General features: G+C 67.7%; 18 protein-coding genes and 1 pseudogene. 16 read left to right on the top strand and 3 right to left on the bottom strand.

The window, feature by feature from the left end:
- Window positions 1–13: 13 nt before the first annotated feature.
- Window positions 14–1,909, bottom strand: coding sequence for a molybdopterin biosynthesis protein (locus NO876_RS03005; protein WP_256420174.1), 1,896 nt, complete (start codon window positions 1,907–1,909; stop codon window positions 14–16).
- Window positions 1,906–3,222: a molybdopterin molybdotransferase MoeA gene (locus NO876_RS03000; protein ID WP_256420173.1), complete on the bottom strand. Its 1,317-nt coding sequence runs from the start codon at window positions 3,220–3,222 to the stop codon at window positions 1,906–1,908. The genes NO876_RS03005 and NO876_RS03000 overlap by 4 nt, the downstream gene beginning before the upstream one ends.
- A gap of 264 nt (window positions 3,223–3,486) precedes the next feature.
- Here NO876_RS03000 and NO876_RS02995 point away from each other — a divergent pair, with 264 nt between their 5' ends.
- The 14 genes from NO876_RS02995 to NO876_RS02930 all read left to right on the top strand — a co-directional run bounded on the left by NO876_RS02995 (window position 3,487) and on the right by NO876_RS02930 (window position 16,459).
- Window positions 3,487–3,855, top strand: a complete 369-nt coding sequence (locus NO876_RS02995) for an Hsp20/alpha crystallin family protein (RefSeq protein WP_256420172.1) — start codon at window positions 3,487–3,489, stop codon at window positions 3,853–3,855.
- 7 nt (window positions 3,856–3,862) lie between these two features.
- Window positions 3,863–5,542: an ABC1 kinase family protein gene (locus tag NO876_RS02990; protein ID WP_256420171.1), complete on the top strand. Its 1,680-nt coding sequence runs from the start codon at window positions 3,863–3,865 to the stop codon at window positions 5,540–5,542.
- A 201-nt stretch (window positions 5,543–5,743) separates the two neighbouring features.
- Window positions 5,744–6,184, top strand: a complete 441-nt coding sequence (locus tag NO876_RS02985; RefSeq protein WP_256420170.1) for a DUF5518 domain-containing protein — start codon at window positions 5,744–5,746, stop codon at window positions 6,182–6,184.
- An 84-nt stretch (window positions 6,185–6,268) separates the two neighbouring features.
- A complete protein-coding gene (locus NO876_RS02980) occupies window positions 6,269–6,643 on the top strand; it encodes a translation initiation factor IF-5A (RefSeq protein ID WP_256420169.1) in 375 nt (124 codons plus the stop codon).
- Between the two features lie 6 nt (window positions 6,644–6,649).
- Window positions 6,650–7,477 (top strand): agmatinase family protein, encoded by an 828-nt coding sequence (locus NO876_RS02975; protein ID WP_256420168.1) that lies wholly within the window; start codon window positions 6,650–6,652, stop codon window positions 7,475–7,477.
- Window positions 7,478–7,550: 73 nt separating this feature from the next.
- Window positions 7,551–8,348, top strand: a complete 798-nt coding sequence (locus NO876_RS02970) for a Nif3-like dinuclear metal center hexameric protein (protein ID WP_256420167.1) — start codon at window positions 7,551–7,553, stop codon at window positions 8,346–8,348.
- A gap of 94 nt (window positions 8,349–8,442) precedes the next feature.
- Window positions 8,443–10,782 carry a methyl-accepting chemotaxis protein gene (locus tag NO876_RS02965; RefSeq protein ID WP_256420166.1) on the top strand — a complete coding sequence of 780 codons (2,340 nt, stop codon included), beginning with the start codon at window positions 8,443–8,445 and terminating at the stop codon, window positions 10,780–10,782.
- 1 nt (window position 10,783) lies between these two features.
- A complete protein-coding gene (locus NO876_RS02960; protein ID WP_256420165.1) occupies window positions 10,784–11,479 on the top strand; it encodes a bacteriorhodopsin in 696 nt (231 codons plus the stop codon).
- Window positions 11,480–11,575: 96 nt separating this feature from the next.
- The gene (locus tag NO876_RS02955; protein WP_256420162.1) at window positions 11,576–12,685 is read left to right on the top strand and encodes a deoxyhypusine synthase; all 1,110 of its coding nucleotides are present in this window, start codon (window positions 11,576–11,578) and stop codon (window positions 12,683–12,685) included.
- A 164-nt stretch (window positions 12,686–12,849) separates the two neighbouring features.
- Window positions 12,850–13,155: a hypothetical protein gene (locus NO876_RS02950; RefSeq protein WP_256420161.1), complete on the top strand. Its 306-nt coding sequence runs from the start codon at window positions 12,850–12,852 to the stop codon at window positions 13,153–13,155.
- 84 nt (window positions 13,156–13,239) lie between these two features.
- On the top strand, window positions 13,240–13,848 hold the full coding sequence (locus NO876_RS02945; protein WP_256420160.1) for a translation initiation factor IF-2 subunit beta: 609 nt from the start codon (window positions 13,240–13,242) through the stop codon (window positions 13,846–13,848).
- Window positions 13,849–14,137: 289 nt separating this feature from the next.
- Window positions 14,138–14,389: a hypothetical protein gene (locus NO876_RS02940; RefSeq protein ID WP_256420159.1), complete on the top strand. Its 252-nt coding sequence runs from the start codon at window positions 14,138–14,140 to the stop codon at window positions 14,387–14,389.
- Entirely contained in the window at window positions 14,386–14,856 is a 471-nt protein-coding gene (locus NO876_RS02935) for a PIN domain-containing protein (protein WP_256420158.1), read from the top strand. Before NO876_RS02940 ends, NO876_RS02935 begins: the two co-directional genes overlap by 4 nt.
- A 262-nt stretch (window positions 14,857–15,118) precedes the next feature.
- Entirely contained in the window at window positions 15,119–16,459 is a 1,341-nt protein-coding gene (locus NO876_RS02930; protein WP_256420157.1) for a hemolysin family protein, read from the top strand.
- 33 nt (window positions 16,460–16,492) lie between these two features.
- Here the strand turns inward: NO876_RS02930 and NO876_RS02925 are convergent, their stop codons facing one another.
- Window positions 16,493–17,665, bottom strand: coding sequence for an inorganic phosphate transporter (locus NO876_RS02925; RefSeq protein ID WP_256420156.1), 1,173 nt, complete (start codon window positions 17,663–17,665; stop codon window positions 16,493–16,495).
- Between the two features lie 148 nt (window positions 17,666–17,813).
- Between NO876_RS02925 and NO876_RS02920 the strand changes: the two are divergent.
- Window positions 17,814–18,608: pseudogene (locus tag NO876_RS02920) on the top strand (hypothetical protein); the annotation flags it as partial.
- Window positions 18,609–19,013: 405 nt separating this feature from the next.
- Window positions 19,014–20,159 carry a cobalamin-independent methionine synthase II family protein gene (locus NO876_RS02915; protein ID WP_256420155.1) on the top strand — a complete coding sequence of 382 codons (1,146 nt, stop codon included), beginning with the start codon at window positions 19,014–19,016 and terminating at the stop codon, window positions 20,157–20,159.
- Window positions 20,160–20,182: the final 23 nt, after the last annotated feature.

Genomic DNA, 20,182 nt, shown 5'->3' with positions numbered 1-20,182 from the left:
CGAGACGTCCCGATTACTCGCTTTTGTAGCCCGCGAGCGACGCGAGCAGTCCGTCCTCGCTCGCGTCTTCGAGCTCCGCGGACAGTTCCGCGACGCCCGGTTTCTCCGTTCGGTCCGGGTTCGCGCGGATCCTGACCGATTCCGTCCCGAGCGGGACGAATCCGAGGCCGAGTTTCTCCGCGGTCGCACGGAGGCCGAGGCCCGCGTCGGCGTCTCCCCGAGCGACGACCCGGGCGGGGCTCTCGAACCCCTTCGAGCCGATCTCGTACCCGCGGATCGACGCCGTGAGGTCCGCCCGGGGGACGTCGCGCTCGGCGGCCAACTCGTCGACCGCGGCGTCGAGGCTCGCGCGGACGCCGGCGTCGCGGCCGCGGTTGACGAAGGCGAGATCGCGGTCGGCGAGGTCCGCGAGTCCGGCGATCTCCCCGGGATTGCCGCTGGGGACGACGAGGCCCCACTCGCGGGTCCAGCCGCCGAGGTCGACGGTGTCGACGTCGCGGTCGACCGGACCGGCGACGACGGCCGCGTCCGGCACGCCGCCGCCGAGTCGACGGAGGCCCTCGCGGCTCCCGACCGGGAGGAAGCGCGGGTTGTCCAGCCGGTCGAGCAACCGCGAGAGCGCGGGGTCGTCCTCCCCGGCGACCAGCAGGGTCGGCGCGCGCACGTCCGGCGAGAAGAGTTGCACGTCGACGGCTTCGCCCTCGCCGAGGTACTCCGTGTCGGGGTCGACCGCGACGACGCCGTCGGCCTCGACGAGCGAGGTCGTCGCGCCGGACCCCTTGTCGACGGGGTAGACGAGCGTCTCGCCGCTCTCGTCGGTGACGAGGCCGACGGGCATCAGGCGGAGTCGGCCCTCGCCGTAGCGCTCGCGGAGGGCCATCTTCCCCCGAACGGTCGCGGTCTGCGGTTCGGGGAGCCCCGCGGCGTCGCGGATCGTCGGCGCGACGAACGTCCGGAAGATAGTGAGCGCGGAGACGGGGTAGCCTGGGAGGCCGACGTACGCGCTGTCCTCGAGTTCGCCGACGAGCATCGGCTTGCCGGGCTTGACGGCGACGCCGTGCAAGAGCAGGTCGCCGCGCTCCTCGATCACCCGGTAGATGACGTCGACCGCGGAGGCCGAGGTCGACCCCGAGGAGAGGACGAGGTCGCACTCCGCGGCGGCCTCGACGAGCAGCCGTTCCATCTGCTCGTAGTCGTCGCCCGCGTGGGGGTACAGTTCCGCCTCGCCGCCGGCCTCCTCGACGCCCGCGGCGATGGTGTAGCTGTTGACGTCGTAGATCTCGCCGCGCTCGCTGTGGAGCGTTTCGCCCGGCCGGACGAGTTCGTCGCCCGTCGAGACGATGCCGACCGTCGGCCGGCCGCGGACGGGGACCTCGTCGATCCCGAGCGCCGAGAGGAGGCCGATCTCGCGGGGCGTGAGCCGCGTTCCGGGGCCGAGCGCGCGAGCGCCGGCGGCGACGTCGGTGCCGGCGAGCATCACGTTGTCGCCGGGGGCGACGGCCGTGCGGACCGCGACGGCCGATGCCCCCACCTCCTCGGTGCGCTCGACCATCACGACCGCGTCCGCGCCGTCGGGCATCACCGCGCCGGTCGAGATCTCGGCTGCCTCGCCCTCACCGACTTCGACGTCGGGTTCCGCCCCGGCGTGGACGGAACCGACGAGTTCGAGTTCGGCCGGGTCGGCCTCGTCGGCACCGAACGTGTCGCGGCCGCGGACGGCGTAGCCGTCCATACTCGCGCGGTCGAATCCCGGGACGTCGAGGTCGGCGTCGATCCGCTCGGCGAGCACGCGGCCGCGTGCCTCCGACAACGGGACCGTTTCCGGGTCGGGGGTGAGGTCCAGTCCCTCGATCGCTTCGTGAGCCACGTCGGGGTCGGCGAGGTCGTGGAACTGCTTGCGGTCGGTCACGCCGACCACTCCCAGTGCTCGACGGTGACGGTCTCGCCCGCGTCGTATCCCTCGCGGCCCTCGGGGACGGCGACCCAGCCGTCGGCCAGCGCGACCGAGGAGAGGATACCCGACCCGGACGCGCGGGTCGGCGTCGCCTCGGGGAGGGCGGGGCCGTCGTCGGTGTCAGCCGCTGTCGGGGTCGGTTCGGTGTCCGAGTTCTCGGCGTCCTCCAGCCGAACCCGCACGAACGTCCGCACGCCGGGTTCGCTCGGGATCTTCCGCGCGAGTCGCGCCTCGGTGGTCGGCTGTGGACCGTTCGGGAAGTGTCCGATGTGCTTCACCAGCGGCCGGAGGAACTGCACGGCGTTGACGATGGCGGCGACGGGATAGCCGGGGAGCATCACCACGGGCGTGTCCTCGACGAGCCCGAGGGCGACGGGGTGTCCCGGCTTGAGCGCGACGCCGTGGACGAGCACCTCGCCGAGGTCGTCGACGACTTCCGGAAGGAGATCCCGCGCCCCGACCGAGGAGCCGCCGGTCGTCACGACGACGTCCTTCGTCAGGTCGCGCTGGATCGCCGCCCGCAGCGCCGCCTCGTCGTCGGTGACGACGTTGCGGTAGGTGGGGCGCCCGCCCCAGCGCTCGACGAGTCGGGAGACGGTGAGCCCGTTGGTCTCGATCACCTCGCCGGGTTCGGGGTCCTCCTGGACCAGCTCCTCGCCCGTCGGAATCACGCCGACGGTCGGCCGCTCGTAGACGCTCACGCGGTCGACGCCGACGGACTTCAGGAGGCCGAGATCGGAGGGACGCAGGCGGTGTCCCGGGTCGAACAGCCCCTGTCCCTCGGCGACGTCCTCGCCGACGGGCGCGACGTTCTCGCCCTCGGTGACGGCGTCGAACACTTCGAGGTCGTCGCCGACGCGCTCGGCGTGTTCGATCATCACGACGGCGTCGGCACCCTCGGGGAGTTCGCTGCCGGTGTGGACCCGGACGGCGGTCTCGGGACCGACGGCCGTCTCGGGGACCGATCGGGCCTCGCCGTCCGCGACGCGGAGGACGCCCGGCGAGCGATCCGACGCGCCGAACGTGTCGCGGGCGCGGACCGCCCAGCCGTCCATCGCAGAGCGCTCGTAATCGGGGACCGCGCGGGCGGAGGCGATCGGTTCGGCGAGCGCGCGGCCGTCCGCGGGGACGAGCGAGAGCCGTTCGGTTCGGTCGTGCGGCGTCGCCGCGTCGAGCAGCGTGCGGCGGGCGTCGTCGATCCGGGTCCGATCCTTGAACCCGGCCGACTGACGCTCCGGAGGTGTGTCGTCGGTATCCGCAGAATCCATACGTGACGTTGCGGTCGCGAGTACAAAAAGAGCCGCGGCACGCGCCGTCGACTCGCGGGAGGGTTCGTCGCATCCGACGGCGCTCGGAAATGGACGAGGGGCGTTCGGAAGCTGTCGAGAGGCGTCCGGAGATGGTCGAGGGCGTTCGAAGACGGTGGAGTGCCGTTCGGCGGGACCGACAGAAATCGGCACTTGTAGCTCTTGTGGCCGACGTCCCGGAAACCAACCGCGGGCTTTTTCGACCCGCCGTCCCTATCGGTGGGTATGACAACACTGCGGGACGCGCTTCGGGAACTCCCGGAGTCGGTGTTCGCCGACCTGTTGGAGTCCGAGGACGCCTACCGGATCGTGCTCGATCTCCCCGGAGTGACGGCCGAGACCGCGGAGATGCGCGTCGATCGCGGCCGACTCGTCGTCGAAGCGCGACGCGAGAAGGACGTGCCGGCGTCGTTCGCGTACGTCGAGGAAGGCCGGTCGCTGTTCATCGACGCCGAACTGCCGCTACCGCCGGATGCGACGGGTGCGGGTGCCGCCGCGGAGGTCGAACGCGGCGTCTTCACCGTCACGCTTCCCAAGCGGAGCGCCGAAGCGGGCGAGACGATTCCGATCACGTCGGCCGGAGACGACGCGTAACCGCCGGGTGGTCACGCTGGTGAACCTCCGCGCGTACTGGCGATTCCTCGTCGTCGTCCGACAGTTCCTCCCGCTGATCGTCGCGTACACGCGCGACCGCCGCAAGTACGTCCTCTTCGGCGGGACTCGACGCGTCGACGCCGAGACACGCATCGAACGGGCAGAGATCCTGCTGGACTCGCTGCTGACGCTTGGGCCGACGTTCATCAAGCTCGGACAACTGCTGTCGACGCGGCCGGACATCCTTCCGGCGGAGTACATCGACGTGCTGTCGAGTCTCCAGGACGACGTCCCGCCGGCCCCCTGGGAGGAGTCGAGACGGGTCCTCGAAGACGAACTCGGCCCCGTCGACGACGCCTTCGAGGACTTCGACCGCGAGCCGATCAGCGGCGCGAGCCTGGGGCAGGTGTACACCGCGCGGTACGACGGTGAGCCGGTCGCAGTGAAGGTCCGCCGACCGGGGATCGAGGACCTCGTCGAGGCCGACCTTCGGGTGGTGCGGTGGTCGCTGCCGCTCATCCGACGCTTCATCGGGCAGGGGCGGGCGTTCTCCCTGGAGAACCTCGCCGACGAGTTCGCGAAGACGATCCGCCAGGAGATGGACTACAGCCGGGAGAAGCGCATCCTCGAAGAGATCAAGACGAACTTCGTCGACAGCCCGGAGATCCGGATCCCGCGCCCCGTCGATGCGCGATCGGGGCCGCGCGTGCTCACGATGGAGTACCTCCCGGGGACGAAGATCAACGACGTCGAGACCCTCGACGAGAAGGGGATCGACCGCACGCAGCTGGCGACGACGCTCCAGCGCGTCTACCTCCAGATGATCGTCGACGACGGCGTCTTTCACGCCGACCCCCACCCGGGGAACCTGGCGGTCACCGACGCCGGCGAGATCATCTTCTACGACTTCGGGATGTCGGGGCGGGTCGATCCGTTCATCCAGGAGAAGATCATCGACTTCTACGTCGCCGTCGCGAACCAGAACATCGAGGCGATCCTGGACACGCTCATCGAGATGGGGACGCTCTCGCCGGAGGCCGACCGCCAGGTGATGGGCGACGTGATGGAACTCGCTATCGCCGACGCCCGCGGGGAGGACATAGAGCAGTACCGCGTCCAGCAGATCATCGAACAGGTGGAATCGACCATCTACGAGTTCCCGCTCAGACTGCCGCAGAACCTCGCGTTGGTCCTCCGCGTCGCGACGGTCGTCGAGGGCGTCTGCGTGACCCTCGACCCCGATTTCGATTTCATCTCCGTCGCGACCGACTACCTCCAAGAGGAGGGCTACTACGAGGAGACAGCCCGACAGCTGATTCAAAAGGGCGGCAAACAGGTCCAGGAGACGTCCCGAGCGCTCTTCGAGGTGCCGCCGAAGCTGAACCGGACGCTCGACCGCGTCGAGAGCGAGAACCTCTCGATCAACGTCCGACTCGAAGACGAAAACGACGTGCTGGATCGGCTCGCCCGTCGGATCGTCTACGGTCTCTTCGTCGCCGTCGGGGCGCTCTCGACGGCGATCCTCTACGCGTTCGAGGGGGCGAGCGTGGTCCCGGCGGTCGTCGCCGCCGTGCTGACGCTGCCGGCGTTGGTGGCGCTGTATCGGTCGTTCCGACGGAAGAAGGGCATCCGCGCGAAGCCCCAGTTCACGCGACAGAGTATGCGCGACCGGCGCGGTCGGGAGTAGTACCGACTTCGCCGGGAATAGCGCTCGTTCTCGCCGGGAGTCGTACCGTCTTCATCGCTGAGAGTGGCGGTCGTCCTCGCCGACAGTGACGGGCGTCCCCTCACTCGGTGCCGACTCCGACGCGGGAACGGCCGTGATCTCGTTATCACCATTGAACATTTGACACGTGGATTTATCCGACGAACCGACGACTGCGCGAGTATGACGCGATGGCGGGCCGTCGCGGGCGGGTTCGCACTCGCGGCCTGCAGCGAGGGGCTCGTCTTCGCCGCGACCGGACGGGTCACGCTCGTCGGCGGCCTCGCCGGGAGCGCGCTCGCGGGGTACCTCGCCGGTGAGGATCCCGCCGAGGGAGCGTGGCACGGACTTATGACGGCGATGGCGTGGGGGATCGTCCTGATTCCCGGACTGGTCGCGCTCTCGGTCGTCGCCGACGCGCCGCTGCCGTTTCCGATCGAGTTCCTGCTCCCGCTCTTGGACACGGCGGGCGAGGCGACCGCGGCGATTCTCCTGAGTGCCAGCCTCCCGAACGTGGCCGCCGGCTCGCTCGGGAGCCTCACCCGGCGGCAGGACGAGACGCGTCGGCGGTCCGACGAGCACTCGGGCCGGCGACCGGCCGAGGGCGACCCGGACGACGCCTGAGGGGGAGTCGAGAGTTCCGGGGTCTCACCGAACTCACGCGCCGTTTCCAAACCGTTTATACCGACCACACGACAATCCCGACGTATGCCGAAAGAGCAGAAGCAGGTCCGCGAACTGCAGGAAGGCAGCTACGTGATGATGGACGACTCGCCGTGTAAGATCAACGCCTACAGCACCGCGAAACCCGGCAAACACGGCAGCGCCAAGGCGCGAGTCGAGGGGAAAGGCGTCTTCGACGACAAGAAGCGCTCGCTGAGCCAGCCGGTCGACGCGAAGGTGTGGGTGCCGATCATCGAGCGCAAGCAGGGACAGGTCGTCTCCGTCACCGACGGCGACGCCCAGATCATGGACCTCGACACCTACCAGACGTTCACGATGCGCATCCCCGAGGGCGAGGACCTCTCGCCCGACGACGAGATCGAATACCTCGATTACGAAGGCCAGCGGAAGATCGTCTGATCGGAGATGTTCCCAGGGGCGACCGCATCGCGTACCGACGCCGCGTACGTCGTCGTGGGCGCCCCGCTGGATATCTCGACCTCGTTTCGACCCGGGACCCGCTTCGGTCCCGAGAGAATCCGGCGGTTCGCCCGGCCGTTCGACGACTACGACCGGCGGACCGACCTGCGTTTTTCGGACTGTTCCGTGTGCGATTACGGCGACGTCCGCGCCTGGGACGACGCCGCGGAGTACCTGGCGTGGCTCTCCGGAGAACTCCGTGACGTCGTCCGCGGAGACGCGTTGCCACTCCTGTTGGGCGGAGAGCACACCGTCACCGCGGCGGGCGTCGAGGCCGTCTCGCCGGACGTGTTCGTCTGCCTCGACGCGCATCTGGACCTCCGCGAGGCGTACGACGGGAACGAGTACAGCCACGCGACCGTGACACGGCGGATTTTGGAGGGCCACGACTCGCTCGACGTCGACGTCGAGGAGGCGGTCGTCCTCGGCGCGCGGACCGGCTCGCCGACGGAGTGGGAGCGGGCCGACTCCGACGACGTGACGGTCGTCGCCCCCGAAGACGTTCCCGACTTCGACCTCGAAACCCACCTCGACGGGCGCAGCACGTACCTGAGCGTCGACGTCGACGCCGCGGATCCGGGCTTCGCGCCGGGGACGGGGACGCCGGAACCGTTCGGGCTCGACCCGCGGGAGATGCGAAACGCCGTCCGGGCAGTCGCCCCCTACGCCGAGGGGTTCGACGTCGTGGAGGTCAACGACCGCGACGACGGCCAGGCGGCGTCGCTGGCGGCGAAGCTCTGCCGGGAGTTCGTGTTCTCGCACGCGGACGGGTGACGGCCGGCGACACCGTCGGGCGAACGCGGACGGTCCATACAGATACAAACGCCCGGCGCTCGTCGACCGATATATGCAACTCTCGACGCTCACCGGCAGGCTCGACGAGCGACTCGACACCGATTCCTACGCCGACGTCGACGCCAGCACGAACGGCCTTCAGGTCGGTCCCGGCGACCTCGCCCGCACCGGGCGCGACTCGTCGCCAGGGGTCGACCACGTCGCCTTCGCCGTCGACGCCGCGGCGGCGACGATCGAGGCCGCGACCGACGCTGGCGCGGACCTGCTCGTGACCCACCACGGCCTCGTCTGGGGCGGCCTCGACCGCGTGACCGGCCGCGAGTACGAGAACGTGTCCGCGCTCGTCGAGAACGACCTCGCGCTGTACGTTTCACACCTCCCGCTCGACGGGCACCAGGAACTCGGGAACGCCGCCGGACTCGCCGATTACCTCGGTCTCGACGCCGACACCCGCGAGCCGTTCGGGTCCTTGGGTCCCGTCACGATCGGTCAGCGCGGCCGCGCGTCGGACGCCTACGGCGTCGCGGAACTGCGAGAGCGACTCGCCGGTCTCGACACCGGCGGTCGGGACCCCCACGTGCTCGACTTCGGTCCCGAGGAGATCCGAGCGGTCGCGATCGTTACCGGTTCCGGCGTGGATTGGCTCGGCGAAGCGGCCGAGGCGGGCGTCGACGCCCTCGTCACCGGCGAGGGGAAACAGCAGGTCTACCACGAGGCCCGCGAGGCCGGAGTAACCGTTTTCCTCGCCGGTCACTACGCGACGGAGACGTTCGGCGTCGAGGCGCTCGCCGACCTCGTTTCGGGGTGGGGCGTCGAGACGACGGTGCTCGAACACCCGACTGGACTGTGAGGCGCGGAAATCGGCCACAGGACTGATATAGGCGTTATCACGCCGGATAATCAGCGGGTCGGACTTTTAGTCGAGGTCTCGCTACGTGGCGTAGATGAAACGGTCAGGAATGTTCGAGTCCGTCCGATCGAGTTTCGGGGCGAAACTGGGCGTCGCCCTGCTCGCGGTCGTGGCGCTCGTCGTCGGGTTCGGCTTCGTCGTGCAGGAGGAGACGTCGGCCGCGCTCGAAGACGAGGTCAGAAACGAGTTGGGGACGTCCGCGGAGACGCGGGCGGCCGAACTCGACACGTGGATCAGTGGAATCGAAGGACAGGTGCGACTGCACTCGACGCGGTCGGTGATCGCGTCGGGTGACACGGCGGCGATATCGAGGCACCTGACCGAAACCGCAGAGCGCGACGCGCTCCCGGAGGGCGTCGTGGCCATCCACTACTACGACACGGAGGAGCGAACGATTCAGGCCAGTTCGATGCCGCGGATGGAGGGCGTGAATCCCGCCGAGGCGGGGGCCCCGTTCGCCACCGACCCGCCGACGTTCGAGGGGACCGACGACACCCACGTCACCGCGCCGTTCACCGTTCCGGTCGTCGACTTCCCGGTGGTGTCGGTGATCTCGCTGGTCGAGGGGACGGAGGGGAAAGCGCTCATCTACATGATCGACCTCAAGTCCCACACCGAGTCGTTCGCCCGGACGGCGGGCCAGGGTTCGACGGTCGTCGTCGATGGGGAGGGCCGGATCGTCGCCCACCCCGAGAGCGAACGGCTCCTGACCGACTACGAAGGGGACGTTTCGGCGCTGTCGGGTGGCTTCGAAGAGCAGGAGGACCTGCTCGTCGCCGGTGCCGAGATGCAGACGCTGGAGTGGACGGTGCTCGCGCGGTCCGACCGGGCGACGGCCTACGCGCTCGGTGACCGGATCACCTCCTTCGTCGTCGGGCTGATTCTGCTCGCGCTCGTGAGCCTGGCGTTCGTCGGCGTCGTGGTCGGATCGAACACCATCGTCTCGCTCCGACAGCTCGCCGGCCGCGCGGACGCGATGGCGAAGGGCGACTTGGACGTCGACCTCTCGACGACGCGCACCGACGAGTTCGGGACGCTGTATCGGTCCTTCGACGAGATGCGGGGGGAACTGCGCTCGCAGATCCGCGCGACCGAGGAGAAGAAGGAGGCGATCGAGCGCAAGAACCAGACGCTCGAGGCGACCGCCGCCGAGTACGGCACCGTGATGGACGCCGTCGCCGACGGCGACCTGACCCGGCGTCTCGACACCGACACGGAACACGAGGCGATGGCGGACATCGCCGCCTCGTTCAATCAGATGCTCGACGCGGTCTCGGAGACGATGGGCGAGGTCAAGGCGTTCTCCGAGCACGTCGTCACCGCGGCCGAGCGGGTCGACGACGGAGCCGACGAGGTGATGGACGCCTCCTCGCAGGTGACGACTGCGACGACCGAGATCTCCGACGGGGCCGAACGGCAGACCGAGGCGCTCCACGAGGTCTCGACGGAGATGGACGCGCTCTCCTCGTCGGCCGAGGAGATCGCCGCCACGGTCGACGAGGTGGCGCAGGCCTCAGAGCGCGCCGCCGAGGTCGGCGAAGAGGGCCAAGAGCACGCCGAACGCGCCATCGAGGAGATGGACGCGGTCGAACAGACGACCACCGAGACGGCCGAAGAAGTGACCGCGCTCGCCGAGGAGTTGGACGCGGTCAGCGAGGTCGTCGACGTGATCACCGACATCGCCGCGGAGACGAATCTGCTGGCGCTGAACGCCTCGATCGAGGCGGCACGAACGGGAGAAGAGGGCGACGGGTTCGCCGTCGTCGCCGACGAGGTCAAGCAGCTAGCCGAGGAGACCGCCGAGTCGGCCGCGGAGATCGAAGACCGGATCGACCGCATCCAGGCGCGGGCGGGCGAGACCACGACGGCGATGACGGAGACGCAGGCGCGGATCGAGAGCGGCGTCGAGACCGTCGAGGCCGCGATCGACGCGCTCGACAACGTCGCGACCGCGGTCGACGAGACCGACAGTTCCATCCAGGAGATTCGCGACGCGACCGCACAGCAGGCGTCCTCGGCGACGTCGGTCGTCGATCGCGTCGACGACGTCGCGGCCATCGGCGATCAGACGGCCGAGGAGGCGACGGACGCGGCGGCGGCGGCGCAACAACAGACCAGCACGATGACGACAGTGAGCGACGCGGCCGAGCAACTGACCGAACAGGCGCGCGAACTCAGGACGGTGCTCGAAGACTTCACGGTCGACGAGCGCGCCGGGTCGAGCGAGTTCTCGGCGGACACCGGCGTCGATCCGGGGGGTAACGGATCCGTCCCGGCGACCAACGGGAGCGGCTCCGACGCCGGACTGCGGGCCGACGGGTTCGATCCGGCCGATCCGCGCGCTCGAAACGGCGACGGAGCGGGGGGCGACTGAGATGGAGTTCAGCACCACGCTGTGGCTGTGGGTCGGCGTCGCGGGTATGACCGCGGGGACGCTGCCGACGGCGTATCGCCTCCTCCTCGGCGGCGAGAACCGCGACCTCTCTGCGGTCCTGTTCGGTATCACCGGCATCGCGGCCGTCGCGTACCTGATAATGGCGTTCGGTTACGGGACGATCACGGTCGCCGGGTCGAGCGTCGAAATCGTCCGTTACACCGACTGGCTGCTGACGACGCCGCTTATGGTGCTGTATCTCGCACTGCTCTCGCAGCCGGGCCGCCGCGTGATCGGCGCGCTCGTGGCCGTGGACGCGGTCGTCATCGTCGCCGGCGTCGCCGCGACCGCGGCCGGCGGGATAACACGGTACCTGCTGTTCGGCGTCGGGACGCTGGCGTACCTCGTGTTGGTCTGGCTGCTGGTCCGGACGCTCCCGCGTCGGGCCTCGTTCGCCTCAACGCGACAGGAGTCGGCGTTCGTGACGCTTCGGAACCTCACGGTCGTCGTCTGGACGCTCTACCCCGTCGTGTGGCTGCTCGCGCCCACCGGCGTCGGCCTGCTCCTCCCGGAGACGCAGGTCCTCGTGTTCACGTACCTCGACATCGTCTCGAAGGTCGGGTTCGTCGCCGTCGCGCTGCGAGGGATGCGAGACCTCGCGACCGCGGAGACGGAACTGGGGGTCGGAGCGGACTGAGAGGGCACAGAACCGATCGCGGGACGGGGATCGAGAAGCGCGCAGTTCTCCCGACGGATCGCGAAGCATAACCGACCGGACCGCACAGAACGGTGTATGAGCGACGACAGCGACGAGAGCGGCGCAGAGGGCTCCGAATCCCCCTCAGGGGCGGACGAGGAATCCCACGAGCCCGACCGCGAGGAGTTTCACGAGTCGCCGATCGGCCACGCGCAGGTCCGCGGCGGGATGACCGTCGGCGAACTCGCGACCGAGTACGGCAAGGCGGGGATCGGTGCGGCGACCGTCGACCGAGCGGTCGACGTGTACGCGGAGATGCTCGCTCGCGAGGACGTGACGAACTTCTTCGGCCTCGCGGGGGCGATGGTGCCGACCGGGATGCGCCAGATCGTCGTCGATCTCATCCGCGACGGACACATCGACGCGCTGGTGACGACGGGCGCGAACCTGACGCACGACGCCATCGAGGCGGTCGGCGGAAAACACCACCACGGACGGGCGGAGCCGCACGATCCCCATCCCGCCGCGCCCGACGCCGAGCCGACCGGCGAGACGCCGCGCGATCACGACGAGCGCCTCCGCGACGAGGGCGTCGACCGGATCTACAACGTCTATCTCCCCCAGGAGCACTTCGCGCTGTTCGAGTCGCACCTCCGCGACAACGTCTTTCCCGCCGTCGAGCGCCGGGTGTCGATTCAGGAGTTCACCGCGGAACTCGGCCGGGCCAACGCCGAGCAGAACCGCGAGCGAAACGTCGAAGAGGACGCCGGTGTCGCCGCCGCCGCCTACGAACACGACGTCCCGATATACTGTCCGGCGATCCAGGACTCCGTGTTGGGAATTCAGGCGTGGATCTACTCGCAGACCTCCGAGTTCGGACTGGACGCGCTGGGGGATATGACGCACCTGTCGGACCTCGCGTTCGACGCCGACCGGGCCGGTGCGATGGTCGTCGGCGGCGGCGTCCCGAAGAACTACGTCCTCCAGACGATGCTGACGATCCCCGACGCCTACGACTACGCCGTGCAGTTGACGATGGACCCCGACCACACCGGCGGGCTCTCGGGAGCGACGCTGGACGAGGCCCGCTCGTGGGGGAAACTCGAGAAGTCGGCGCGAAACGTGACTGTCGTCGGCGACGCCACTGTCACGCTGCCGCTCGTCGTCGCCGCCGCGCGGGAGCGGGCCGAAGCCCCGGACCGCTGAGTCTTCGATCGGTCACCGAGCGCGGAATCGTTCCTCGTCAGTTGATCCATAAACTTTTATTATAGATACGGCCGTCGCTGATGATATGCCTCTCGTACGCGTACGCGAGTGACCTGTTTCCGATCCGCGTACCGCCGTACGAACGTCCGCCGACGCCGATACCAGTGAGCACCAACGTCCGACACGCACGCCAGCATCGAAGGGATCGAACGACAGACGACGCGACGACTGCGACCGAGGACGACGGGACCGACGCACGGCCACCCGAGACGGGTCAGGACGCGTCCACCGCCCGCTCGACCGGTGAGTGCAGCGGCGCGGCGTCCGTTGAGACGGATACACACTCGGTCGCGGCGTCCGATTCGTGGACGCGTCGCTGCCAGCGGCAGTTCGATCCGGGGAATCGGGATCGGCTGTCCAACCTGGTCGACGAGGAGAACCTCGTGGTCGTCTCGCCCCGCGCGGAGTGACTCAGCGGTCCGAAGTCACCGCCGATCGTCGCGGGCGAACACGGCACACGGAACGGCTATACGGCCCCACCCATTTTTGCGAGTATGAACTACGCCGACTCACTCGACAGGGCGCTCGACGCGCTCCCGGAGCGGAACGAAGAGCAGTCACGACTCAGCATTCCCGACCCCGCGGGCGAGACCGACGGGGCGTTCACCCGGCTGACGAACATCGGCGACATCGCCGACGCGCTCGGCCGCGACGTCGAGCACGTCCACCGGAACGTCCAGCGCGAACTGGGGACGAACGGACAACTCGACGAGAACCGCGCGCGCTACAACGGATCGTTCACCGTCGCGGACTTCGAGGCCGCCATCGACGAGTACGTCGCCGAGTACGTCACCTGTACGGAGTGCGGCCTCCCGGACACCCGCCTCGTCACCGAGGACGGCGTCGACATGCTCCGCTGTGAGGCCTGCGGCGCGTTCCGACCCGTCGCGAAGCGCGCGGCGAAGACGCAGTCCTCCTCGGGCCCCGCCGTCGAGGAGGGGACGACCTACGAACTGGAGATCACCGGCACGGGCCGGAAGGGCGACGGCGTCGCCGAGAAGGGGAAATTCACCATCTTCGTCTCCGGCGCGCGCGAGGGCCAGACCGTCCGCGCGATCGTCGAGCGAACGAGCGGGACGCTGGCGTTCGCCCGCGTCGTCTGAATTCGGCACCGACGTCTCCGAACGTCTTCTTGATTTCTCGGCACCGACGTCTCCGAACGTTCTTCTGACTTCCGTCCGTAGCGCCGACCGGCCGATGACGACGGCACCGTTCCGAGCCGGGGTGGCGCTCGGCGACGACGAACCCTATGAGTGCAGAGGCCGCCATTTTTGCCGATAGACGGTGTCTCTGCGGGCATCCGGAAATGGCCGCAGTAGACAGAGGCCCCAGTCAGGATCTCGTCGGAACGGCGGACACGGATTTAAGAACGTTGCCGAGCAATCGTACGGTATGGCCGCCGAAATTTCCGACCGGGTCCGTGAGATCGCGGAAGCCCGAGAGCTTCCGGAATCCGAGGTGTTCGAACGGGCACTCGAACGCGGTCTCGAAGACCTGTGGGAGGACCTCGTACTCGCTCGGTACATCGACGGCGAACTCGACCGCGAGGAGGCCGTCGAGCGCGTCGGCCGGACGAAAGTCGAACGAGTGGAACGAGAGCGTGACCTCGTCGAGGAAGACGTGGACTGGGGCCTGAACGCGTGACGCTTGCCGCTGTCTCGGACGCAGGGCCGCTCATTCACCTCGCCGAAATCGATTCGATCGAACTGTTGTCGGCGTTTGATTCGCTACTGATTCCTGAGACGGTCTACGAGGAAATCGAAAGAGGAGGTCTTCCGGATGGGATTGCAGACCTCTCGTACGAACGTGTCGAAGCCGAAGGAACAGAAGTCGAGTTCGAGGAACTGGACGCGGGAGAGCGTGCCGCGATAGCAGTCGCGAGGGAACGGGAAGTCGTTCTTCTGACAGACGATCTCGCCGCTCGGGAGTCGGCGTCAGCCGATGGAATCGAAGTACACGGCTCAATCGGTGTCATCGCACTCGGTTACGGTCGCGGATTACTCGACAGGGACGAAGCGGCATCGCGTATGCGAGCACTCCAGCGGGAGACGAGTCTTTTCGTCACCGAGGCTGTCGTGGAGCGCGGCATTCGGATGCTGGACAAACAGTAGCGATACGAGCACGGCCCATAGACGCTCTAAGCACATTCACTATGGATAGATTGTGAGTCGTGAGTGCCGAGGCCACATAAACTATCGAAGCCGACCAATCCAACGTTGACGATAGACGGACGTACGCCCATCTGCGCACGTCGGCCCGTCCACGACCGAGAGACGCGCCGATCGTGCACTCGACCTTTTTAGTGAACGGGCGGAGAGAGAGAAGTATGAACACAGCAGAAACGAGTAGCGGTACCTCCAACGGGCGTCGTCGATGGTAAACGTCGCGCTCTCCGTGGGACAGCTCTTCTTGGCGCTGTTCCTCGTGGTTCTGAACGGCTTCTTCGTCGCCGCGGAGTTCGCCTTCGTCCGGGTCCGCGGAACGTCGGTCGAACAGCTCGTCGCCGACGGCCGGGCCGGGGCGGGCTCCCTCCAGGCGGTGATGACGGACCTGGACAACTACCTCGCGGTGACGCAACTCGGCATCACGCTCGCCTCGCTGGGGCTCGGGTGGGTCGGCGAACCCGCCGTCGCGTCGCTCATCGAGCCCGTGTTGGAGCCGCTGCTCCCGTCCGGTCTCATTCACCTCGTCGCGTTCGCGATCGGGTTCAGCATCATCACGTTCCTCCACGTGGTCTTCGGTGAACTCGCTCCGAAGACGCTCGCGATCGCGCAGACGGAGAAGCTCTCGCTGTTTCTCGCGCCGCCGATGAAGCTCTTCTATTACGCCTTCTATCCGGGGATCGTCGTCTTCAACGGGGCGGCCAACGCGTTCACGCGGTTGCTCGGCGTCCCGCCGGCCTCCGAGAGCGACGAGACGCTCGGAGAACGGGAGATCCGCCGAGTGCTCGTACAGTCCGGCGAGGAGGGAGCCATCGACGTGGCGGAGGTCGCGATGATCGAGCGCGTGTTCGACCTCGACGACACGCACGTGCGGGAGGTGATGGTCCCGCGGCCGGACGTCGTGAGCGTTCCGGCCGACGCCACGCTGGCCGAGATCCGGTCTGTCGTCTTCGAGTCGGGCCACACGCGCTATCCGGTGCTCGACGCCGACGACAGCGATCAGGTCGTCGGGTTCATCGACGTCAAGGACGTGTTGCGGGCGGGCGAGACGGGCGACGAGACGACGACTGCCGGGGACATCGTCCACGAGATCCTCGTCGTCCCGGAGACCACGGCGACCGACGACCTCCTGATGCAGTTCAGCGACGAACGCCGGCAGATGGCCGCCGTCATCGACGAGTGGGGGTCGTTCGAGGGAATCGCGACGGTCGAGGACGTCGTCGAGGCCGTCGTCGGCGACCTCCGCGACGGCTTCGACGTCGACAAGCGGGAGCCCTCGATCCGCGAACGCGACGACCGTGGATACGACGTCGACGGGGGCGTGCCGCTCTCTGCGGTCAACGAGGCGCTCAGTGCGGACCTCGAGAGCGATCAGGTGGAGACGATCGGTGGCCTGGTACTCAGTCGACTCGACCGCGCGCCGGAGGTCGGTGACGCCGTCGACGTCGACGGCTACGTCGTCGAGGTGACGGGCGTCGACGGGACGCGGATCTCGACGGTGTGGGTGCGCGAGCGCGACGGCGGGCACGACGACGAGACGACCGAGGAGTGACCGGCCGAACCGGATACGGATGGCGAGTGAACGTTACCAGATTCGGAACAACAGCGTGAACGTGACGTAGGCACCCGCGGTCGAGAGGATCGGGACGACGTTCTGCATCACGATCACGCGGCCGGTCGTCGTCGGATCGAACAGGTCCGAGGCCGAGGGGATCGCGTCGTCTTCCTCCTCGCCGATCGGCGGCGCGTCCTCGCCGGGTTCCTCGGCGGCGAGCGCGCCGACGGAGACGTTCGGCGACTGCTCGCCGCGGGCGACGTCGACGAGCGTGGCGGTCCGGGTCGCCCGTCCCCAGCCGAGGCCGACGATCGACGTCGTCGCGATGATGACGAACGAGGCGGGGATGCCGATCGCCGAGAGCCCGACGACGATCACCGAGGAGACGATCGCGACGATGATCGCGGCCGTGAGCGGGAGGTCGGTGATGTCGTTGCCGAGCGTGTCGAGGGTCCGCCGGGCGATGGTGAACGCGCCGACGGCGACGGCGACGCAGCCGAGGATGATCAAGACGTTGATGTCGATGCCGACGCCGACCAGCGGCGCGATGGCGTTCGCGATGTTCGACGTGCCCGAGGAGAACGCCATCAGACAGCCGATCGAGACGACGACGACCGCACCGGTGAGCTCTCTGCGCGTGGTGTTCGGCCCGGGTGCCGGCCGCGGAAGGAGGCCGGACCGATCGAATTCGAGCAGCGGACCGGGCGTGCTGACGATCGCGACCCAGCGGTTGATCCGCGGGTAGAGGTAGCGGCCGATCATCCCGGAGGTCCAGAAGCCGACGATCGGGGCGACGATCCACCAGATGGCGATCTCGCCCATCACCGCCCAGTCCAGTTCGCCCGCGGCGACGCCGAGGCCGGCGATGGCACCGACGGCGGTCATCGACGTCGAGGCGGGAACGCCGAAGTAGTTGCCGACGAACAGCGCGCCGCCGATGAAAAAGAGCACGACGATGCTGGATTCGATGGTGAACACCCCGGGGTCGGTGACGAGTTCGGTCCCCAGCGTGTCGACGACCCGGCGGCCGATCGTCCAGGCACCGACGAAGAAGAACACGGCCATCAGCGCCGCTGCGCCGGTCTTCGAGATCGCGTCCGAACCGACCGCCGGTCCGAACGCCGGCCCGGTCGTCGCTCCACCGATGTTGAATCCGACGAACAGCGCGACTGCGACTCCGACGAGAAGAAGAACTTCGACCATACCGAGAGAATGTAATGCAGTCGGTTAAGAGATTGGACCTGCATCGAACCGAGTGGCGGAGGCAGAACGGACGGTATTCCCGTCTGGAGTTCGAGTGGACAGATATGGATTCGACGGAGACAGACGAGCGATTCGAGGGGGAGAATAGATGAACCCGGCCCGCGCCGACTTCATCACGGATCTCGCGTACGGCGTTACGATCTTCGTCGCAATCGGACTGATCCTCCTGGTCGAGACCGCCGTCGGGGTCGCGTTCGGCCTCGGCGTACTGGTCTCGTACGTCATCCACATCGGCTGGAAGATGTCGCGGTTCGACCCCGACTGGATGACCCGGGAAGTGGCCGAGCGGATCGAGGAAACTGTCGGGGACACGGTGACCAAGGAAGTCGAGAAGAGCGTCGGCGAGACCGTCAGCGAGGAGGTCGAAAAGACCGTCGACGAGACGGTCGAGAAAACTGTTGGAGAAACAGTCGAGAAGACGGTCGGCGAGACGGTCGAGAAAACCGTCGGCGAAACCGTCAGCAAAGAAGTCGAGAAGACAGTCGGTGAGACGGTCAGCGAGAAGGTCGAGGAAACTGTCGACGAAACCGTCAGCGAAGAGGTCGAGAAGACGGTGGAAGACACGGTCAACGAAACCGTCGAGAAGACGGTAGAAGACACGGTGGAAGACACGGTCAACGAAACCGTCGAGAAGACGGTAGAAGACACGGTGGAAGACACGGTCAGCGAAACCGTCGAGAAGACCGTCGAGGACACCGTCAGCGAGAAAGTCGAAAAAACGGTCGAAGACACCGTCAGCGACGAGGTCGACGAGGTCGCCGAAAAGGTGGGCGAGACTGTCAGCGAAGAGGTAACCGAGGAGGTGACCGAAACCGTCGAAGAGACCGTCAGCAAAGAGATCGACGGGGTGATAGCCGGTGCCGACGGCGACAGAGACGGTGACAGTGAGGAGGCTGGCGGAGACACCGAGAGCAGCGACTCTGACGGGGACACGAGCAGCGACGAACCCGGAGGGGACGGCGACGACGGAGCAAGCAGCGAAGACGAGGACGGTGAAGAGGCCGCCGAAGGCGGCGACAGGCGACAAGGATTCCGGGACTGAACGGAAGTCGTCACGGCGATTCCCGAGCGAGATCCGCAACGGTCGGTCGGACCGACACGCCCGTTCCGGTCGGCCGGGGGACAACCCGCGACTAACACCCGGTGTGGTCTGTTCTGCGACGGTTGTCCCTCCGAGTCGGTGTCGACCACTCGGTCCGGCTGTCGGTCCAATAACTGTAAAGCATAATTTAATGAGATATAGTACCGCAATTCATATTAATGCCGGCGTGGATTGTTTCGGTACCAAATGACCGACGACCGCATCCTGACGACGCACATCGGAAGCCTGCCGCGAACGCCGGAACTGCTCGACCTCCTGAAACGCCGCCAAGACGGGGAGGCAGTCGACGAGGACGTCTGGCACGAGACCGTCGTGGACGCCACCGAAACCGTCATTCAGAAACAGGCCGACGTCGGCCTCGACATCGTGAACAACGGCGAACAGCCCCGCGTCTCCTTCAACTGGTACGTCGCCAACAGGCTCTCCGGGATCGGTGACACCCGCGAAGCCCCGTTGTGGGACGACCTCGCGGACTTCCCCGAGTACGCCGAGGACGCCTTCCACGCCGAGGGGATCGACCTCACGAAACAGCCGTCGGTCACCGGACCCGTCGAGTACGTCGGCGAGGCGGCCGCCCGCGAGGAGATCGACACGTTCTACGAACTCCTCGGGGAGTCCGACCTCGACTTCGAGGGAACGTTCATCACCGCGGCCTCGCCCGGCGTCGCCGCCGCGACGCTCGTCAACGACTACTACGACTCCCACGAAGAGTTCCTCTCGGTCGTCGGCGACGCGCTCAAGCGAGAGTACGAACTCATCGTCGAGACGGGCGCGACACTCCAACTCGACGCCCCGGACCTGCTGACGACCGGTCACCGCGGGTTCGGCGACCGCCCGATCGAGAAGCTCAAACCCGTCGTCCGGATGCACGTCGAGGCGCTGAACGAGGCGACGAAGGACATTCCCGACGAGCAGATCCGCGTGCACACCTGCTGGGGGAGCTACGAGGGACCGCACCACCGCGACAAGCCGCTCGAAGCGGTGCTGCCGATCCTCTACGACCTGGACATCGGCGGGCTCTCGATCGAGGAGGCGAACCCCCGCCACCAGCACGAGTACCGCGTCTTCCGCGAACACCCGCTGCCCGAGGACTGGACGCTCATCCCGGGCGTCGTCGACGTGAAGACGAACGTCGTCGAACACCCCGAGGTCGTCGCCGACCGACTCGAACGCGTCGCCGACGCCGTCGGGGACCCCACGCGGATCGTCGCCGCGCCCGACTGCGGTTTCGATACGCAGGCCGGCCTCGCGATGGTTCACCCCGAGATCGCCTGGAAGAAGCTCGAAGCCCTCGTCGAGGGGGCTGAAGTCGCCACCGAACGGCTGTTCTGAGATCGGCGAGCACAGCGCCGATC

The sequence above is a fragment of the Halobellus rarus genome (genome assembly GCF_024494595.1).
Lineage (GTDB): Archaea > Halobacteriota > Halobacteria > Halobacteriales > Haloferacaceae > Haloquadratum > Haloquadratum rarum.
Note: the sequence above shows the minus strand (reverse complement) of the source record. Positions and strands in the feature narration are given on the sequence as shown.

Excerpts from the sequence above, each read along its gene's own strand:
- NO876_RS02985 (WP_256420170.1), top strand. The coding sequence starts at position 5,744 with ATGACGCGATGGCGGGCCGTCGCGGGCGGGTTCGCACTCGCGGCCTGC.
- NO876_RS02945 (WP_256420160.1), top strand. The coding sequence starts at position 13,240 with ATGAACTACGCCGACTCACTCGACAGGGCGCTCGACGCGCTCCCGGAG.
- NO876_RS02980 (WP_256420169.1), top strand. The coding sequence starts at position 6,269 with ATGCCGAAAGAGCAGAAGCAGGTCCGCGAACTGCAGGAAGGCAGCTAC.
- NO876_RS02925 (WP_256420156.1), bottom strand. The coding sequence starts at position 17,665 with ATGGTCGAAGTTCTTCTTCTCGTCGGAGTCGCAGTCGCGCTGTTCGTC.
- NO876_RS02975 (WP_256420168.1), top strand. The coding sequence starts at position 6,650 with ATGTTCCCAGGGGCGACCGCATCGCGTACCGACGCCGCGTACGTCGTC.
- NO876_RS02940 (WP_256420159.1), top strand. The coding sequence starts at position 14,138 with ATGGCCGCCGAAATTTCCGACCGGGTCCGTGAGATCGCGGAAGCCCGA.
- NO876_RS02970 (WP_256420167.1), top strand. The coding sequence starts at position 7,551 with ATGCAACTCTCGACGCTCACCGGCAGGCTCGACGAGCGACTCGACACC.
- NO876_RS02930 (WP_256420157.1), top strand. The coding sequence starts at position 15,119 with ATGGTAAACGTCGCGCTCTCCGTGGGACAGCTCTTCTTGGCGCTGTTC.
- NO876_RS02995 (WP_256420172.1), top strand. The coding sequence starts at position 3,487 with ATGACAACACTGCGGGACGCGCTTCGGGAACTCCCGGAGTCGGTGTTC.
- NO876_RS02960 (WP_256420165.1), top strand. The coding sequence starts at position 10,784 with ATGGAGTTCAGCACCACGCTGTGGCTGTGGGTCGGCGTCGCGGGTATG.
- NO876_RS02965 (WP_256420166.1), top strand. The coding sequence starts at position 8,443 with ATGAAACGGTCAGGAATGTTCGAGTCCGTCCGATCGAGTTTCGGGGCG.
- NO876_RS02955 (WP_256420162.1), top strand. The coding sequence starts at position 11,576 with ATGAGCGACGACAGCGACGAGAGCGGCGCAGAGGGCTCCGAATCCCCC.
- NO876_RS03000 (WP_256420173.1), bottom strand. The coding sequence starts at position 3,222 with ATGGATTCTGCGGATACCGACGACACACCTCCGGAGCGTCAGTCGGCC.
- NO876_RS02915 (WP_256420155.1), top strand. The coding sequence starts at position 19,014 with ATGACCGACGACCGCATCCTGACGACGCACATCGGAAGCCTGCCGCGA.